Source organism: Bacillus sp. USDA818B3_A (genome assembly GCF_009928415.1).
Classification (GTDB): Bacteria; Bacillota; Bacilli; order Bacillales; family Cytobacillaceae; genus Neobacillus.
This window is the reverse complement of record NZ_JAABNN010000003.1, coordinates 165,482-183,436: the sequence shown is the minus strand read 5'-3', so window position 1 is coordinate 183,436 and position 17,955 is coordinate 165,482. Positions and strand designations below refer to the sequence as shown.

Genomic DNA, 17,955 nt, shown 5'->3' with positions numbered 1-17,955 from the left:
TGTTAAAATAACTAGGGTGAAGGCAGGTGCTTTTTATGAAGGATTTTTTAATTAAACAAGCGGAAATATTTGTTCGTAATGAATTGGGCGACGACACAACGGGGCATGATTGGTATCATGTGGACCGTGTTCGGCGTAACGCTTTATATATATGTAAACATGAAATGACTGGAGATCCATTTGTAATAGAAATGGCAGCACTCCTCCATGATATTCCTGACGAAAAACTAAATAAGACCACGGAACAGGGCAAGGCTAAACTTGACTCTTTTTTTGAAAAACATGCAATGGCTGATCATGACAAAGATCATATTATACAAATTATCGAGACGATTTCATTTAAAGGCGGCAACAAAACGGAACTTCGAACCGTTGAAGCAAAAATTGTTCAGGATGCGGACCGTTTAGATGCAATTGGAGCAATTGGGATTGCTAGAGCATTCGCTTATGGCGGTAAAAAGGGACAGCCAATCTATGACCCTGCTATTCAGGTTCGCGAAGAAATGAGCCTTAAAGAGTATCGAACCGGAAAATCAACAAGTATCCACCATTTTTATGAAAAACTATTAAAATTAAAAGATTTATTAAATACAGAAACAGCTAGAATAATGGCTGAAAAACGGCAGCAAATGATGATTACCTTTTTAGATCAATTTTATCAAGAATGGGATGGACAAGATTTATGAAAATGCTCACAGTAGAAAATGTTTCAAAAACATATGGTGAAAAGCAGCTCTTTGACCATATTAACTTTACGATCAATGAAAAGGAACGCGTAGGGTTAATCGGCATAAATGGGACAGGGAAGTCTTCTTTATTAAAAATAATCGCTGGATTGGATGCTCCCGACGATGGGAAAATCACTGCACCCAAAGACTATTCAATCTCGTATTTATCCCAGCAGCCCGAATTAGACTTAAATAAGACCGTCCTCGAACAAGTCTTCCATGGTGATGCTCCAATATTAAAACTAATGCGCGGCTATGAGGAAACTTTATTAAAACTAAATATTTCCCCAAGTGATCCAAAGATACAAGAAGAGCTTTTTCAATGGCAAAAACAAATGGATGCATTAAATGCATGGGACGCCAGTACAAATGCCAAGTCCATTTTAATGAAATTGGGAATTGAAGACTTCACAAAGAAAATTAGTGAACTTTCCGGTGGTCAAAAAAAGCGGGTTGCCCTTGCGCAAGTATTGATCGCTGAACCTGATTTACTGATCCTTGACGAACCGACGAACCATTTGGATTTTGATTCTGTCAAGTGGTTGGAAGATTACTTGAGCAGGTATAGAGGCTCCATTTTGCTTGTTACACATGACCGCTACTTTTTGGACCGTGTGGCAAATCGGATGTTCGAATTAGATGGCGGCAATCTCTACAGTTACACGGGAAATTATGCTGCTTTTCTGGAAGCGAAAGCAATTCGCGAGGAAAACGAGGCAGCAACTTTTGAAAAAAATAAAAATTTATTTCGAAGAGAGCTGGAATGGATCAGACGGGGTGCCAAAGCGAGGTCGACAAAACAAAAAGCAAGAATTCAACGTTTTGAGGAACTCGATGATAAGCTTTCAAGCGGTAAACAGGCCAAAGAAAAATTAGATATATCATTAAATGGCAGCCGTCTTGGTAAGCAGGTATTTGAGTTGAAAGAGGCCTCCAAACGCTATGAGCAGAAAATCATACTTGAGGATTTTAACCTTTTGGTTAAGCCGGGAGACAGGATTGGGATTATCGGTAAAAATGGTGCAGGTAAATCAACTTTACTAAATATATTAGCTAAAAAGCTCCCGTTGGATGAAGGTGAATTTATCATCGGGCAAACGGTGAAACTAAGCTATTACACGCAAGAAAGCCAAGATATGGATGAGAATCAGCGGATGATTGAATATATTAAAGAGACTGCTGAGGTGGTCGAGACATCAGACGGAAAGACGATTTCCGCTGCACAAATGCTTGAAAGGTTTCTATTTCCCCCGTTTACTCACGGTACGCCGATCCGAAAATTATCTGGCGGGGAAAAACGCCGTCTCTATCTATTAAAGCTTTTAATGACGGCACCTAATGTACTCTTACTCGATGAGCCTACTAATGATCTGGATACACAAACCTTAACTGTTCTTGAAGACTATCTCGAAGATTTTCCAGGAGTAGTCATTACCGTTTCCCATGATCGCTATTTCCTAGATAAAGTAGCCGAACAGCTTCTCGTTCTTCGCGGGGAAGGAAAGATAGACTCTTTCTATGGAAATTACAGTGAATATCTTGAAAAAGAAACTGCGCTCGAAGCACAAAAAGCACCAGCAAAATCAACTCCTCCTATGAAGGCTCCTGAAAAGGAAAAAAAGAAGCGGTTAACCTTTAAGGAGAAAAAGGAATGGGAAGAAATTGACGAGATGATTGCTGGTACAGAGGCGAGTCTTGAACAGGTAGCCAGTGAAATGGCTGAGACAGGCAGTGACTTTACTAGAGCACAGGAATTAATGAAGCAGGAAAAAGAATTAAATGAAAAGCTTGAGTACTTAATTGAACGCTGGTCATACCTAGCAGAGATAGCCGAACAGGAGTAAACCAGGACGTCTAAGCGGCGTCCTCTTTTTTTAAGCAAAACAAATGAATAGCTTTTTAACATTATGATAAACTTGAAAAAAGAACCCATAAGAATTAGGTGATTATGTTGAAAATTAAGGCGATTGAACCAACGCCAAGTCCGAATACAATGAAAATAAATTTAGATCAAGAACTTTCAATGGGCAAAAGCCATAATTATAAAAAGGAAACAGCTGCTGAGGCACCTCCAATCATTCAAGCCATCCTGCAAATTGATGGAATAAAGGGTGTATATCATGTTGCCGACTTTTTAGCTGTTGAGCGAAACGCCAAATATGATTGGAAGGAATTATTACCCCAAGTCCGTCAGGCCTTTGGTGAAGAACTGCCAGAAAGTATGGATATTAATAAACCCAATGAGCATTTCGGTGAAATAAAAGTGGAAATCCAAATGTTTAAGGATATTCCGCTGCAGGTTAAACTAACCGATAGTTCAACTGAACGAAGATTTGGCATGCCAGATTACTTTTTAAAAGCCAGGGAAGAAGCACAGCTGGCTGAAGATAATTATATCCTCTTGAGGAAGTGGCAAAATGCAGGAGTCCGTTATGGCGAGTTTGATCAAATCGGTCAAGAGGTTGTCGAAGAACTGATTGCTGCGTATCCTAAGGAACGCCTAGAGGTACTTGTTACAAAGGCACAAAATGAGGATACTCCGATGATTCAAAAAGTAAAGCCAGCCCGTAGAAAGGTCACTTCAGAAGATTTGACCAACCCTGACTGGCAAATTCGTTATCAGCTGCTCGAGCAAATGGATGACCCTGAACTAGAGGACCTGCCGATGCTAGAACAAGCGATAAATGATGAGAAACCCTCTATTCGCAGACTTGCAACAGTATATCTGGGGATGATTAAAGAAAAGGAAGTTTTACCGTTACTTTATAAAGCATTGAAGGATAAAACGGTAACCGTACGCAGAACAGCCGGAGATTGCTTATCTGACTTAGGTTTTGCTGAAGCAGCAGAGGAAATGGCAAAGGCACTAAAAGATACCAGCAAGCTTGTTCGTTGGCGGGCTGCGATGTTTCTCTATGAAGAGGGGGATGAAAAGTCCCTTAGAGCCCTTAAAGAAGCTGAAAACGATCCCGAGTTTGAAGTCAGTTTGCAAATAAAAATGGCGATTGAAAGAATTGAGGGCGGCGAAGAAGCGAAAGGTTCTGTTTGGAAACAGATGACTGAAGCGAGAAAATCAGACCAATAATTTTGAAAAGTAGTCGTGGCTTTGGTATTCTAAAAAGTAGAAATGGAGTGAATATTAAATGTCTAATGCATACGAAGAATATATGAAACAAATGGTTTTACCTATGCGGGAAGAATTAACAAGAGCTGGATTTGAAGAGCTTAATACCGCTGAAGAGGTTGGGGATTTCATGGAAAATACAACGGGTACTACGCTTGTTGTAGTTAATTCTGTTTGCGGCTGTGCCGCTGGCTTAGCCCGTCCTGCAGCAACCCAGGCGGTGTTAAATAGTGAGAAAAAACCAGGGCACTTAGTTACCGTTTTTGCCGGGCAAGATAAAGAAGCCACAGCAAAAATGCGTGAATACTTTGAGGGAATTGAACCATCTTCACCGTCGATGGCATTAATAAAAGACAAACAAGTGGTACACTTTATTCCAAGGCATGATATTGAAGGTATGCCGATGGAAGCGGTCATGCATAATCTATTAGGTGCATTCGAAGCACATTGTTAAGGGATGTCTAAAGACGTCCTTTTCTTTTATTTCTGAATAAATGAGATGATGAAATGTTTGTAACAACGGCCGGTAGAACAAATCGGGATATGATCGAAAATGCGATGTGTATTGCAGAGATTTTACATGTTCCGTATCTTCCGCGGATGAAAAAGTCAATTAGTGTTATCCAGCAGCAGGCGGACAGTGACTGTATCGTCGTGGGAAAAGAACGATTGGAGCTTTTTAAAAAAAATAATACACAGCCATTTTTCTTTCACCCTAATTCAGCCATGTTTCGAATAAAGCGCCTGATGAGAGGGGAATACGATCCATTAGCCGATGCAGCTAAACTAGGTTACGGAATGTCTGTTCTTGACTGTACACTCGGACTTGCCTCGGATGCAATTGTAGCAAGTTACTTAGTGGGCAGGGAAGGCAGGGTTATTGGTCTAGAGGGACAAAAATATTTAGCTTATATCGTTCAAAATGGTCTGAATTCTTGGGATTCAGGGCTGGAGGCAATGAATGAGGCAATGAGCCGAGTCAAGCTCATACATACTGAGGCATACGATTACTTAAAAACTCTCGAAGATTCATCTGTTGACTGCGTCTACCTTGATCCTATGTTTGAACAAACGATTCATGAATCGGATGGATTGAAAGCGTTAGGTCATTTTGCTCTTCATGATGATATAACCGATGATTTAATGAAAGAAGCCGTCAGGGTTGCTAAATTAAGAATAGTTTTAAAAGACCATTATAAAAGCCAGCGATTTAAAAAACATGGTTTTCAGGTTCTGCAGAGGAAAACCGCAAAATTTCATTTTGGAGTGATTGAAAAAAACTGAAAGCTTGATCTTTCAGTTTTTTTATGTTGTTAGAGGATAAACTATTTTTTCCATTTTTCTAAAAAAAGAAGTATAATACTTTATAAGAAGCTAGATTTTAATATCTTTAAATATAAAGGTGTGTACTCAAAATGAATAAGTGGCTGCGTAAAGGACTTTTTATAACAATTTCCATTTTAACATTTGGGCTGGTTACGCCATCACAATTAAATAATCAAGTAAACGCGGAGAAAATAAATGAACGGGATGGCTTTGAAGCTGCAGCGCCCGAAAGAAGCTTCATCCATTCCAATGATTTTTTAGAAGAGTCGGAGTTTAATAGAGAAGAGTTCATTCATGATTTGATAAAACAGGCTGAAATTCAGTCCTATCAAAAGTTTGGGACAAGAATTAAGCCGGTCATTGAAGATGAATTTCGGGAAATTATTCTGCCAAATATTGAAAAGGCTTTAGCACAAACGGCCTCTCAGTTTTCTGAAGAGGAAGTAATGAACCTGATCATAACTGAACAGCCTGGTTCAGGACTTTCGGAAAAAATTTTTAATATAAAAGACAGCGTTTCCGGGAAAGATATCTTACGTTTCCATATTCGACGAGACAACCCGCCGCAAGCAGGCTATTGGTTTAATTTTCATTACCATACGTATTTCGATAATTTTCAAAGTCACCATGAATTAGGATCTATCTTCTGGGCAAAAAATACACCGCCGAAATGGATGAGCTAGTATTTTTATGAAATTTTTTATTATAAATGAAACCTTTTTATGACAAACTCGTAAATAGACTATTACCTTAAATGGAGGAATGTAAAATGGCAGTTAGTTTATCAAAAGGACAAAAGGTTGATTTAACAAAAACAAATCCTGGTTTAACGAGTGTTGTGGTTGGATTGGGCTGGGACACAAATAAATATGATGGCGGCAATGATTTTGATTTAGACTCATCCGTATTCCTACTAGGTGAAAATGGGAAAGTAACGAATGAAGCAGACTTCATTTTCTATAATAATCGAGAAGGTGCAGGCGGTTCAGTCGTACATACTGGTGATAACCGGACAGGTGACGGTGAAGGTGATGATGAACAGGTAAAAATAAATTTAACGGCTGTACCGGCTAATATTCAGAGAATTGCCTTTACGATTACTATTCACGAAGCGGACAGCAGAAATCAAAACTTTGGTCAAGTTAGTAATTCCTATGCCCGTATCTTTAACGAGGCGACTGGTGAAGAATTAATTCGTTATGATCTAGGTGAAGATTTTTCCATTGAAACAGCTATTGTTGTAGGTGAATTATACCGCCACAACGGTGAATGGAAGTTTAGCGCAATTGGCAGTGGGTATCAAGGCGGTCTAGCGGCATTAGCAACCGACTTTGGTTTATCCGTTGGTTAATATTTAAAAAAAAGAGACCCGGTCCTATGGGTCTTTTTACAAAATTTTGTTTATCACTACTAGGGGGAATCTTTTTAAATGTCAGTTTTACAACATATATTAGATACATACGCACAGTTTTTTAACTGGGAAATGTGGGGAGAGGTGTTAACAAATCCCGTTAGCTGGGGGTTAATTGGAACTCTTGTAATATTGGAAGGATTACTATCTGCCGACAATGCCTTAGTTTTAGCAGTTATGGTCAAGCACTTACCGCCGGAAAAGAGGAAAAAAGCCCTTTTTTACGGTTTGTTAGGTGCCTATGTATTCCGTTTTATCGCAATCGGTATTGGTGTGTTCTTAATCAAACTATGGTGGGTAAAAATATTAGGTGCCGGATATTTGGCTTGGCTATCCATTAAATACTTCCTTGATAAGAGAAAAGGGGGCCAAGAGGAAGAGGAACATGAAGAGGGAATAAACCAAAAAGGTCTCTTGATCCGCTTGTTTGGAACATTCTGGGGAACCGTTGCTGCGGTAGAATTAATGGATATTGCCTTTTCTGTTGACAGTGTTTTGGCTGCCTTTGGCGTAAGTGAAGAGGTTTGGGTTTTATTAATTGGCGGTATGCTTGGTGTATTAATGATGCGGGGAGTTGCAGGTGTATTCTTGACTCTGATTGACCGAGTGCCAGAATTAGAAACAACTGCTTATATATTAATTTTAATTATTGCAGTAAAAATGCTCCTAGCAGTATTTCATATTGAAATGGGACATATTACATTCTTTATTATATTATTGCTTACCTTTGGTGCTACTTTTATCGTTCATTTTAACAACAAGAAAAAGGAAGGCAGCAAGGAAAGTAATTCATAATATTTATCTAGAGGTGGGGAGCTGACGAAAGTCTGTTTCCCTCTCTTTTTTACCATTTATAGAGGAGAAAATGGTTATGGAATTGTTTACATACTTTTATGAGGATGAACTTAAACGATTTTTTATTCAAAAACCTGTACCATTTACAAAATATTCAAACCGTGAACTTTTGTCCTATGGTTTAGGTGCAACGCTCTACATGCCTGCAACCCGGCCAAACATCCATCAGGAAATTCTATCAAAAAAACATGAAGGCTTAACCTCACTGGTTATTGATTTGGAGGATGCAGTAGGTGACGGTGAACTTAATTCAGCCGAAGATTCCCTTGTAAGGGAGCTGTTAAGGCTGCATGTTGAATATAAAAAAGGGTTTCTAAAGTATGAAGATTTACCGTTGATGTTTATTCGTATTCGGAATATCGACCAATTTAAACAGTTAGCGGAGCAGTTAGGAGAAGCCTTAAACCTGTTAACTGGAATAGTGATACCTAAGTTTAGTGCGGAGTATGGCAGAGAGATATTGCAAATGGTACGTGAAATTCATACTGAGGCCCATCCTTTTTATGCTATGCCTATCCTTGAATCTGCTAAGGTGATTCAAAGAGAAACTAGAATGGATGAATTATTGAAAATAAAAACCTTATTAGATCAATACAGGGAACTTATTCTGAATGTGCGGATCGGCGCGACAGATTTTTGCGGACTATATGGAATACGAAGAAATATGGATACAACCGTTTATGATATTGCTGTTTTAAGAGATTGCATTTCTGATATTATAAATGTTTTTCAAAGATTTGACAGTGCATATGTTATTTCAGGTCCAGTTTGGGAGTATTTTTCAGCAAAGCAAAGAATGTTAAAGCCGCAGTTACGACAAACTCCGTTCCGAGAACGCTATGGCGATGAGGGGCTAAAATGGAGAACAAAATTAATTAACGAAAATATGGATGGCCTGATTCGTGAAATCCTAATGGATATTAGCAATGGATTAACCGGAAAAACGATTATCCATCCATCGCATATTAAGGTGGTTCAGGCCCTAAATGTTGTTTCCTATGAGGAATATGTTGATGCCAGCAATATCGTAAAAGCTTATGATGGCAATAATGGAGTTATGAAAAGTGATTTTTCGAATAAAATGAATGAAGTTAAGCCTCATTATTTTTGGGCAAAGAAAATACTGTTAAAATCACAGATTTATGGGGTGTTACATGAAGAATTTACAAACATTGATCTCATCAGAAAAGAAGTATATGTTTAACATCCTGGATTCAATAAAGGTGGAGATAGACGGGGTTAAAAACCCATACGATATACCTATAAATGACCTTTTTACGATGGCAGCTAGAATTAATAAGAAGCGTTCCTTTTTATTTGTAAGTAAGGTACTTGGTAAGCATTTACCGATTGAACCTGAAAAGGCTCTTGCAATCGCTGCTTTGCTTGGTGTCAGATATCTTGAGAGCGTTGATGGTTTAGAATTCAAGAAAAGAAAGGATTTCCTATCTTTATTATTCGATGGGGGTTCTTACGACAGCTTGCCTTTCATTCCAGAAAAAATAAATCCGCTCATCATTGGATTTGCGGAAACGGCGACTGCGCTAGGGCATGGCTTTTTTGATTGTTTCCAAAGGGCCGAGTATTTCCATACAACAAGGGAAGACATCAACGGGCAAGCACCCGTTATTACATTTGAGGAGGAACATTCCCACGCAACATCTCATCGGTGTTATATTCCTATCGAGATGATTAGCCATAAAAGAGAAATCATCCTTATAGATGATGAATTAACGACAGGAAAAACAGCATTAAATATTATCAAATCTATTCATGCAGCATTTCCTAGACAAGTATATACTGTCGTCAGTATCTTGGATTGGCGTTCAGAGGAAGACCAGCAAAGGTTTTTAAGGTTAGAGCAAGACTTAGGGATTAAAATAAATGTAGTCAGCTTAATAGCTGGGAAGGTAAACATTCATTCAATCAATGAGATAGAAAGTCTGACTAAAATAACCGGGACATCCAATCAAAAGGCATCCATAGAGGTTGTGCAGCTTGATTCTTTTTTTACGGCTTCCACCTACGTTTCCAAGGATCAACTGCTTGGGGTTCCATTTATAAAAGAAACAGGACGTTTTGGTTTAAGCAGCTCAGAAAATGTGGCTGTACAGGGAAAAATCACCTCTGCGGGGCACTTTTTAAGGCAAAAAAGAGAAGGGAAACGAACGCTATGTATTGGTACCGGAGAGTTTATGTACCTGCCTATGAAACTTGCTGCAGAAATGGGAAGCGAAGTCTATTACCAATCAACCACTAGAAGTCCCATTCATATACAAAATGTAGATGGATATGGAGCAAGATTTGGAGTAACTTTCCCCAACCCTGAGGATGAGAAGATTACTCACTTTGTTTATAATATCCCTCCCAGCCATTATGATGAACTGTTTGTTTTCATGGAAAGGGAAGTCTCATACATACAGCTCCAGCCAATGCTAGAAGAATTAAAAAAATTGGGTTTCCAAACAATAAAAATTGTCTTTTGTTCAGGATACTGAGGTGAAGAGATTGCAAAAAATAATCAACAAACCTGCCAAAATAGGAACCTATCATGAAAATGATGTTTTATTTCTATTAAAGGATTTAAGCAGTGTTGAATTAGAGGATTCTGCTATCAATCGTGAGTCAAAGATACAGTCTGGGGGCCATTATAGCGAATCACTCCCGATAGAATATCAACCTCCCGAAGACTATGTGGATGTTTTTTGGGACACGTTGCAGCAATATAAACGAAAAGTGGCCTTATGTGCAGGAATTGTCGCAGAGCAAATTTACCGATTAAAGGGACCAAGTACTATTCTTGTTTCCTTAGCTCGTGCAGGCACACCTGTTGGGATTTTAATAAAAAGATATATAGATTTGCAGTATGGTGTCAATCTGCCTCATTACAGCATTTCCATCATTCGAGATAAAGGAATTGATGAAAATGCCCTTCTTTATATTCATCAGGCGCATCCAAATGCGAACATTCAATTTGTAGATGGATGGACTGGAAAAGGAGCCATTTCTTTAGAATTGATAAAAGCCTGCAGTCATTATGAAAAAAAATATGGAATTAAACTTGATGCAGCACTTGCCGTTCTTGCTGATCCAGGCTGCTGCACAACATTATATGGAACCAGAGAAGATTTTCTGATTCCAAGTGCCTGTTTAAATTCTACGGTATCTGGATTAGTAAGCAGGACGGTATTAAATGAAAGCTATATTGGTAAGGATGATTTTCACGGTGCAAAATTTTATAAAAATCTGCTGAAGGCAGATGTTTCAAACGAGTTTATTGACGTGATTGCGGCTGAATTTTCGCATATTGCCACGGAAGCAAAAGAGACAGCAGCAAAGCTTTTAAATACTAATATTGATAGCAGCTACCAAGGAATGGAAGATGTGAAGAAAATACAAGCGGAATTTTGTATCGATAACACGCACTTTATCAAGCCAGGTGTAGGAGAAACAACGAGGGTATTGTTACGAAGGGTGCCTTGGAAAATATTATTGCGGGACCCATCAAGTCCATTTATTAAACATATCCTGATGCTTGCTGAAGAAAAAAATGTAGAAGTCCTTGTCTATCCAAATATGAAGTATTTATGCTGCGGCCTAATCAAAAAAGTCAAGGAGAGGCAAATATGATTTTTGCTTCAGACCTTGACAGAACCCTAATCTACTCCGAAAGGGCAATTAAAGAATTTGGGAAGCCGGAAGGAATTACTTTAAGGCCGGTTGAAACAAAGGGAAACAACTGGGTGGCCTATATGACAGAGAAATCCTATTACCAATTAAAGGAGCTAGCGGGAAAAAGTCTGTTTGTGCCTGTAACAACACGGACAACCGCCCAGTTTAATAGGTTTGTTATCTTTTCAGAAGATATCCCCATTAAATATGCAATCACCTCAAATGGTGCCAATATTTTATTGCATGGGCACCCAATGATTGAGTGGTCAGATCATATTCAGAGACGTCTGGAAACGGAGTCTGTTACACAGGCAGAATTACTAGCTATTTTGAATAGGGAAGGTACCCGCTTAGATGGGGAAATGAAACAGGCAGAGGGGTGGTTTTTTTACTATCTATTAAATTACCTCCCATCTGAATCTGAGAGAAAATCGATTAATCAACTATCTTCTGAATATGGCTGGAGGATTTCGCTGCAAGGGAGAAAACTATATTTCGTTCCAAAGGCAATTAGCAAAGGAAATGCGCTGGATTTTATATGTCACCTTGAGGGGGTGGAAGCGGTTGCGGGAGCGGGTGATTCTTTGCTTGATTGGGACTTTTTAAAGAACTGTCAGGCTAGATTTGTTCCGAACCATGGGGAGCTGGCTAGACATATGGAGATTACTTCTGGTAACGGAACTCCTATTCTTACAAAAAGCAGCGGCGTCAGGGCTGGAGAAGAAATTATCCAGCAAGCCCTAAAACTATTATCAATGTAATTCTATTTTTTGATCATAATCTTACTAATAATAAAATAATAAACACTGCAAAACAGGCTATAGCACGCTAGGAAAAACAGAATGGCAAAGGTTAATGACGGGATTACTGGAGAAAGTAACAGAGTAAAAATAACGCTGAACAAAAATAAGTCTAAATAGATAAACACGTCAGAAACCATTACTTCCATTAAAATTTCTAATTCTTCGGAAACCTGGTCAAGTCTAGGTCGTTTATATAAAAATCTCATTGGGGTCACCTACTTAGTATAGTACTCCATTAATATGTAAGGACATCGGAAAACGTGAAAAAGGGGATAGGACCTAAATTGAAACAAATTTAGTTCTCTTTCGTATAAACAAATGAACCAATGAAATAACTGTGATATGATGGAATGGAAACCTTACATAATTTTCTAAACGACTACACAAGCTTCGTTTTTTAGAGGGAAGGGATTATGAATGTATCCACCATTAAATCAGTTAAACGTCCATCCTGTATCCCTTTCATTTGAAAATTGGCAGGACATGCTGAAAAAAAGGCTGTCGGAAAGACCTAATTATTCAGTGGAAAATGGAACGATTCAGATTGGACAAGTAATTGGTAAGTTTTTGGGTGCACCTATTGACGTAGATGAGTATTATAACCAGCTGTTTGATTTTGTCAATAGTCCGGAATGGAAGCTGGAACTATTAAGTGAGGACTCGCTGGATAAAACCATAGATAATACTCATTTTCAAGCCATTCAAAAGGTCATAAATATTCATAATGAACAAAAACTTTCCACCAAACGTTTTGCGGCCTTTCTTGATGGCGAACAGCTTTTGCTAAAATCAAAAGTACCGGTCATTCACCGGAAATTAAGAGAGGCAATGATTTCTACTTTAGAATTATTTGAAGAACAGGAAACAAATGGCCTGAAGAGTCCTGAACTGCGCAGGGTTCTAGTTGATCTTGTTAAATGGTCTATAAACCATTTACAACCACTATTAGATCAGGCTGACCCGCAAGTGGCAATGCCCAAATTCTTATGGTATGGAGACTTTAAAAAAAGTCATCAATACTTTTTATATTATCTAATTAAGCTAGGCTGTGATCTCGTGATCTTTCATCCGGAAGGAAGCGATATTTTAGCAAGGCTTAATCAGGAAACCGTCTTCACCTTCCATTATCCAAATCAGCAGCCGGCTGAGCCATTTCCAAAGGAAAAGCGGAGCAGGAAATCTACCGTTGCGTACCGGGCATCAAAGGAGATTGAGTCAATCCTGAATAATGAGGGGTCAGGTCTTTATAAACCTTGGCAGTTACGGGATTATACTCCTTCTTCTATTACTTTAAAAACAACTTATGATGAGTTGTTCATACTTGCAAAAGAAACAGCGATGATTCGTCCCGATTTTTTAGTGAGGGATGGAGAAGTAAGAATCCCGGCAATTTTTGCTAAAATCCAAGGGGTAAGCAAGAATCGAAAAGAATATTGGGATCGGCTGCAATCCATCAGTCAATTAAGCAATAGCTTGCTGATCAGAAGTCTGCCAATCACAAATTCAAGCAATAGTGATTTCCGCTATCATTATCGAAATGCCCTGGATAGAGAGGGATTAGTGAGTCTCGAAAAAGTAATCCAATCCCATTATTGGCCCTATTCCTTTTTAGCAACAGGATTGCAGAAAGGGATTGCCCACGCTATTAGGAAAATTTGTGAAACACCAGGATTAAAACCGCTAGTGACAGAATCAAGCGAAGACGTGAAAATATATCTGTTTACCCAGGCAATGTTCATGCCGAAAAATATCATTCAGTTAATGGAGAGATTTGATTATTCGCAAGCAGTCCCTAAATTAATTATTTATAATAATGAAACGACAGGAATGCTATCAAGGTCGGATGCAGCGCTCCTTCTGCTCTTAAATCAATTTGGGATTGATCTCATTTTGTACAATCCTCCTGGCCATAATGATATCGAAAACTATGTCGATGAACGATTATTTGATAAGCACTGGCTTGATGAAGTGGTGTTTGACTTGGAGTTTAAGGAACCATCGCTTTTTAAAAAGGGGCTTTTTCAAGGGATCTTAAAAAATTTAAGGGGGGATTAAATAGTGAATTTATCACCTAATCCATCAAATGGTATTACTCCTGCAACTACTGATGATGTTTTATCCGAAAGTAAAGTAACCGATATAAAATTAGCTTTACGCAAAGAACCAGAAATTCAGAATTTAGCCCGTTCAATCGATGAACGGGACCAAATTCAAATACTGGAGTTTGGAAAAGAGCCTGCTGTACAAATATCGCGTTTCTCCGATCAAATATTAAGTAATATGCGTACAACAAAAGTAGAAGACTCTGGTGAATTACTGAAACATTTAGGCCGGATTATGGATAAATTTGATGCCAAGGATTTTCAAAAGACTTCGGGGGGACTATTTAGCAAGCTTTTTAAAAAAGGTGGAAAAATGGTCGAAAAGCTGTTCGGGAAGTATCAAACGATGGGATCAGAAATCGACAATGTATATGTGGAAATTTCCAAATACCAGCATGAAATGGTCGATGCCACTAATATGCTTGAACAAATGTACGAACAAAACTACCAATATTATTTATCACTTGAAAAATATATTGTTGCTGGTGAATTAAAGGCAGAAGAATTGAAGAACAGTAAGCTCCCGCAGCTTGAGGCCCGTGTCGCCCAAGGGGACCAACTGGCATCAATGCAGTTAGATACGCTGAAAAATGCGATTGAGGTCTTGGAACAGCGGATTTATGACCTGGAAATGGCCAAGATGGTATCTCTTCAAACCGCACCGCAAATTCGCTTGTTACAAAGAGGGAATACAAAACTCATTGGAAAAATTAACTCCGCCTTTGTGACAACCATTCCTATTTTTAAAAATGGACTGATACAAGCCGTTGCAGCGAAAAGACAAAAGCTGGTTGCTGATTCGATGAGTGAGCTTGATCGCAGGACAAATGAAATGCTGTTAAGAAATGCTCAGAACATCTCGCAGCAAAGCACTGATATCGCAAGACTTGCTGGGGGGCCAAGCATTAAAATCGAGACGATTGAGGAATCCTGGAATATCATCATCAAAGGGATGCAAGAAACACGTGCAATCGAAGAAGAAAATAAGCGCATACGTGTAGAAGGTACAAAACGTTTGGAACAGCTGCAAGAGAACTTTAAAAAGTTGAAACAATCTTAATTCATTCAAACTATTTAATGAGGTGAAAGTTATGGCAATTAATTTGCAAAAAGGCCAAAGAGTTGATTTAACTAAAGGAAATCCGGGACTAACAAAAATTATGGTAGGATTAGGCTGGGACCCAGTTCAGAGCAGCGGCGGAGGTGGATTTCTTGGCGGTTTATTTGGCGGCGGAGGGAATAGTGCCAATGTAGACTGTGATGCTTCTGTTATTATGCTTGGGGCCAACGATAAATTACAGAACAATAAAGATGTAATCTATTTTGGGAATTTAAGAAGTAATGATGGCAGCGTCCAGCACTCTGGGGATAACCTAACAGGAGACGGAGACGGTGATGACGAACAAATCATGATTGATCTTAGCCGAGTTCCAGCAAACATTCAAAAATTGGTATTCGTTGTTAATATTTATGATTGTGTGAAGAGAAAGCAGCATTTTGGGATGATTAAAAATGCCTTTATCAGGGTGGTTAATCCTAATTCAAATCAAGAATTGCTCCACTATAATCTAACGGATAACTATAGCGGACTAACATGTCTTGTAACTGGCGAAATTTACCGTCACGGCAATGAGTGGAAGTTTGCTGCAATCGGCAGTGGAACCAATGCTGCATCTTTAAGTGAAGTAGTTCGTTCGTACAGTTAATAAAAAGGCTTGGCTAACGAGGTGATCACATGGGAATTAATTTATCAAAAGGGCAAAGAATAGACCTGACGAAGACCAATCCAGGTCTCACAAAGGTGATTGTTGGGCTTGGCTGGGATACGAACCATTATCATGGCGGTAATGATTTTGATCTGGATGCCTCCGCTTTTTTAACCGATGCCAATTCAAGAGTAAATCAGGATAGTGATTTTATTTTCTACAATCAATTGACACACCCTTCAGGTTCGGTTGAACATACAGGCGATAATCGGACTGGAGAAGGGGAAGGTGATGATGAGCAAATCAAAATTGATTTTAGTAAGGTCCCTTCCCATATCCATCGTATTGCGATTACTGTCACCATCCATGAAGCAGAAGCTAGAAACCAAAATTTTGGTCAGGTTTCTAATGCGTTTGTCCGCCTTGTGGATGAGGAAACAGGTCGTGAAGTATTGAGGTTTGACTTGGGTGAAGACTTTTCAGTTGAAACCGCTGTTGTTTTTTGTGAGCTGTATCGACATAATGGAGATTGGAAGTTTAACGCAGTCGGAAGCGGCTTTGCTGGAGGCTTGGCAGCTCTTTGTCGAAACTTTGGTTTAGAGGTTTAGTTCATTTATTTTTAAAAGCTGTCATGAAAAATGGACAGCTTTTTTAACGTATTTCTTTTTTTATGGTAGAATGGATTTTTAGAAGAGTTAATACAAGGAGTTGTCATTTCAAGTTGAAACAATATCTACAATTATGCGAACATATCCTAAAAAATGGCAATGTGAAAGGGGATCGAACCGGTACAGGGACGATAAGCACCTTTGGCTATCAGATGAGATTTAACTTAGAAGAGGGTTTCCCGCTTTTAACTACAAAAAAATTACATCTAAAATCAATTATTCATGAATTACTCTGGTTTTTAAATGGAGATACAAATGTCCGTTACCTGCAAGAAAATGGTGTACGGATTTGGAATGAGTGGGCGGATGAAAATGGAGAATTGGGACCGGTTTATGGTCATCAATGGCGTTCTTGGACGGGGGCAAATGGGAAAACCGTCGATCAAATCAGTGAATTGATTGAACAGATTAAGACAAATCCTAATTCCCGGAGATTGCTTGTAAATGCCTGGAATGTAGCTGAAATTGACGATATGGCGCTTCCGCCATGTCATTGCCTATTTCAATTTTATGTAGCGGACGGAAAGTTATCATGCCAATTATACCAACGGTCTGCAGATGTCTTTCTTGGTGTCCCGTTTAACATCGCATCATATGCACTTTTAACATTAATGATTGCTCAAGTGTGTGACTTAAAACCGGGAGAGTTTGTTCATACGTTTGGAGATGTTCATATCTACCAGAACCATCTCGAGCAAGTAAATCAACAATTAGCGAGAGAGCCAAGGGCACTGCCAACCTTATGTATCAATCCAAATGTGAAGGATATCTTCTCTTTTAAATATGAAGACTTTACTTTAGAAGGATACGATCCACATCCACATATTAAAGGAGCAGTCAGTGTATGATTTCCTTTATTGTGGCAATGGATCAAAACCGAGTAATTGGTAAAGACAATCAACTGCCGTGGCATTTACCGGAAGACTTAAAGTTTTTTAAAAGAGTAACAATGGGACATCCTATAGCTATGGGAAGAAAGACTCATGAATCGATTGGCCGTGTACTGCCTGGCCGAGAAAATATAGTGATTACTAGGCAGAAAGGCTATCAAAGTGAGGGATGTACTGTATTTTACTCCATTGATGAGTTTGTGAGGGATAATCAAAATAAGCAAGAAGAAATTTTTGTCATTGGCGGGGCAGAAATTTTTCATGAGACATTCCCATTTGCCGACCGATTGTACATTACTTATATTGATGAGGTCTTTGCTGGAGATACTTTCTTTCCATCATTTAATCATGAGGACTGGGTTTTGACTTCGGTTGAAAAAGGACTTAAGGATGAAAAGAACCCTTATGATTATGAGTTTAGAATATACGGCCGGAAGACTTTGTCAAACTAATTAAAGTATAAAACGTAACAGGATATTTACTTTTAGGGAAAAGGTATTAAATCACTTCAATTATCCAATTAGGACTAAGACATTGACTAGAGCGGACGTTATTGTTAAATTGTCTATAGGACAGTAAATATATGTTGAAAACGTCTAATGTCACTTTCATCGGAATTTCGTTAAATTTTGTGAAATTACTATGAATTATTATTGATAATTACCTCAAA

18 protein-coding genes are annotated in these 17,955 nt (G+C 38.7%); all 18 read left to right on the top strand.

The features are described from left to right. The first annotated feature begins 35 nt into the window (after positions 1-35). The 18 genes from GXK58_RS07120 to GXK58_RS07035 all read left to right on the top strand — a co-directional run bounded on the left by GXK58_RS07120 (position 36) and on the right by GXK58_RS07035 (position 17,737). Positions 36-686 carry an HD domain-containing protein gene (locus GXK58_RS07120; RefSeq protein WP_160721211.1) on the top strand — a complete coding sequence of 217 codons (651 nt, stop codon included), beginning with the start codon at positions 36-38 and terminating at the stop codon, positions 684-686. Further along, positions 683-2,572, top strand: a complete 1,890-nt coding sequence (locus GXK58_RS07115) for an ABC-F family ATP-binding cassette domain-containing protein (protein ID WP_160721209.1) — start codon at positions 683-685, stop codon at positions 2,570-2,572. The genes GXK58_RS07120 and GXK58_RS07115 overlap by 4 nt, the downstream gene beginning before the upstream one ends. A gap of 107 nt (positions 2,573-2,679) precedes the next feature. Further along, entirely contained in the window at positions 2,680-3,813 is a 1,134-nt protein-coding gene (locus GXK58_RS07110) for a conserved virulence factor C family protein (protein WP_160722158.1), read from the top strand. Between the two features lie 58 nt (positions 3,814-3,871). Further along, positions 3,872-4,306, top strand: a complete 435-nt coding sequence (locus GXK58_RS07105; RefSeq protein ID WP_160721207.1) for a BrxA/BrxB family bacilliredoxin — start codon at positions 3,872-3,874, stop codon at positions 4,304-4,306. A gap of 53 nt (positions 4,307-4,359) precedes the next feature. Continuing rightward, a complete protein-coding gene (locus tag GXK58_RS07100) occupies positions 4,360-5,136 on the top strand; it encodes a class I SAM-dependent methyltransferase (RefSeq protein WP_160721205.1) in 777 nt (258 codons plus the stop codon). 131 nt (positions 5,137-5,267) lie between these two features. Next, a complete protein-coding gene (locus GXK58_RS07095; protein ID WP_160721203.1) occupies positions 5,268-5,861 on the top strand; it encodes a YpjP family protein in 594 nt (197 codons plus the stop codon). Positions 5,862-5,947: 86 nt separating this feature from the next. After that, complete coding sequence (locus GXK58_RS07090) at positions 5,948-6,529, top strand: TerD family protein (RefSeq protein ID WP_160721201.1); 582 nt, start codon at positions 5,948-5,950, stop codon at positions 6,527-6,529. A 78-nt stretch (positions 6,530-6,607) separates the two neighbouring features. Continuing rightward, entirely contained in the window at positions 6,608-7,384 is a 777-nt protein-coding gene (locus GXK58_RS07085; protein ID WP_160721199.1) for a TerC family protein, read from the top strand. Between the two features lie 76 nt (positions 7,385-7,460). Beyond that, on the top strand, positions 7,461-8,648 hold the full coding sequence (locus GXK58_RS07080; RefSeq protein WP_160721197.1) for an HpcH/HpaI aldolase/citrate lyase family protein: 1,188 nt from the start codon (positions 7,461-7,463) through the stop codon (positions 8,646-8,648). Beyond that, on the top strand, positions 8,599-9,942 hold the full coding sequence (locus GXK58_RS07075; RefSeq protein ID WP_202171312.1) for a phosphoribosyltransferase family protein: 1,344 nt from the start codon (positions 8,599-8,601) through the stop codon (positions 9,940-9,942). Before GXK58_RS07080 ends, GXK58_RS07075 begins: the two co-directional genes overlap by 50 nt. Before the next feature lie 19 nt (positions 9,943-9,961). Beyond that, positions 9,962-11,074 (top strand): cysteine protease StiP family protein, encoded by a 1,113-nt coding sequence (locus GXK58_RS07070; RefSeq protein WP_442862460.1) that lies wholly within the window; start codon positions 9,962-9,964, stop codon positions 11,072-11,074. After that, positions 11,071-11,877: a hypothetical protein gene (locus tag GXK58_RS07065; protein WP_160721195.1), complete on the top strand. Its 807-nt coding sequence runs from the start codon at positions 11,071-11,073 to the stop codon at positions 11,875-11,877. Before GXK58_RS07070 ends, GXK58_RS07065 begins: the two co-directional genes overlap by 4 nt. A 459-nt stretch (positions 11,878-12,336) precedes the next feature. Then, positions 12,337-13,974 (top strand): YceG family protein, encoded by a 1,638-nt coding sequence (locus GXK58_RS07060; protein WP_160721193.1) that lies wholly within the window; start codon positions 12,337-12,339, stop codon positions 13,972-13,974. Between the two features lie 3 nt (positions 13,975-13,977). Further along, a complete protein-coding gene (locus GXK58_RS07055; protein ID WP_160721191.1) occupies positions 13,978-15,081 on the top strand; it encodes a toxic anion resistance protein in 1,104 nt (367 codons plus the stop codon). Positions 15,082-15,112: 31 nt separating this feature from the next. Next, entirely contained in the window at positions 15,113-15,727 is a 615-nt protein-coding gene (locus GXK58_RS07050; protein ID WP_160721189.1) for a TerD family protein, read from the top strand. A 29-nt stretch (positions 15,728-15,756) separates the two neighbouring features. Further along, positions 15,757-16,335: a TerD family protein gene (locus tag GXK58_RS07045; RefSeq protein ID WP_160721187.1), complete on the top strand. Its 579-nt coding sequence runs from the start codon at positions 15,757-15,759 to the stop codon at positions 16,333-16,335. A 113-nt stretch (positions 16,336-16,448) separates the two neighbouring features. Next, positions 16,449-17,243, top strand: coding sequence for a thymidylate synthase (locus GXK58_RS07040; protein ID WP_160721185.1), 795 nt, complete (start codon positions 16,449-16,451; stop codon positions 17,241-17,243). Further along, complete coding sequence (locus GXK58_RS07035; protein WP_160721183.1) at positions 17,240-17,737, top strand: dihydrofolate reductase; 498 nt, start codon at positions 17,240-17,242, stop codon at positions 17,735-17,737. Before GXK58_RS07040 ends, GXK58_RS07035 begins: the two co-directional genes overlap by 4 nt. The last annotated feature ends 218 nt before the right edge of the window (positions 17,738-17,955 follow it).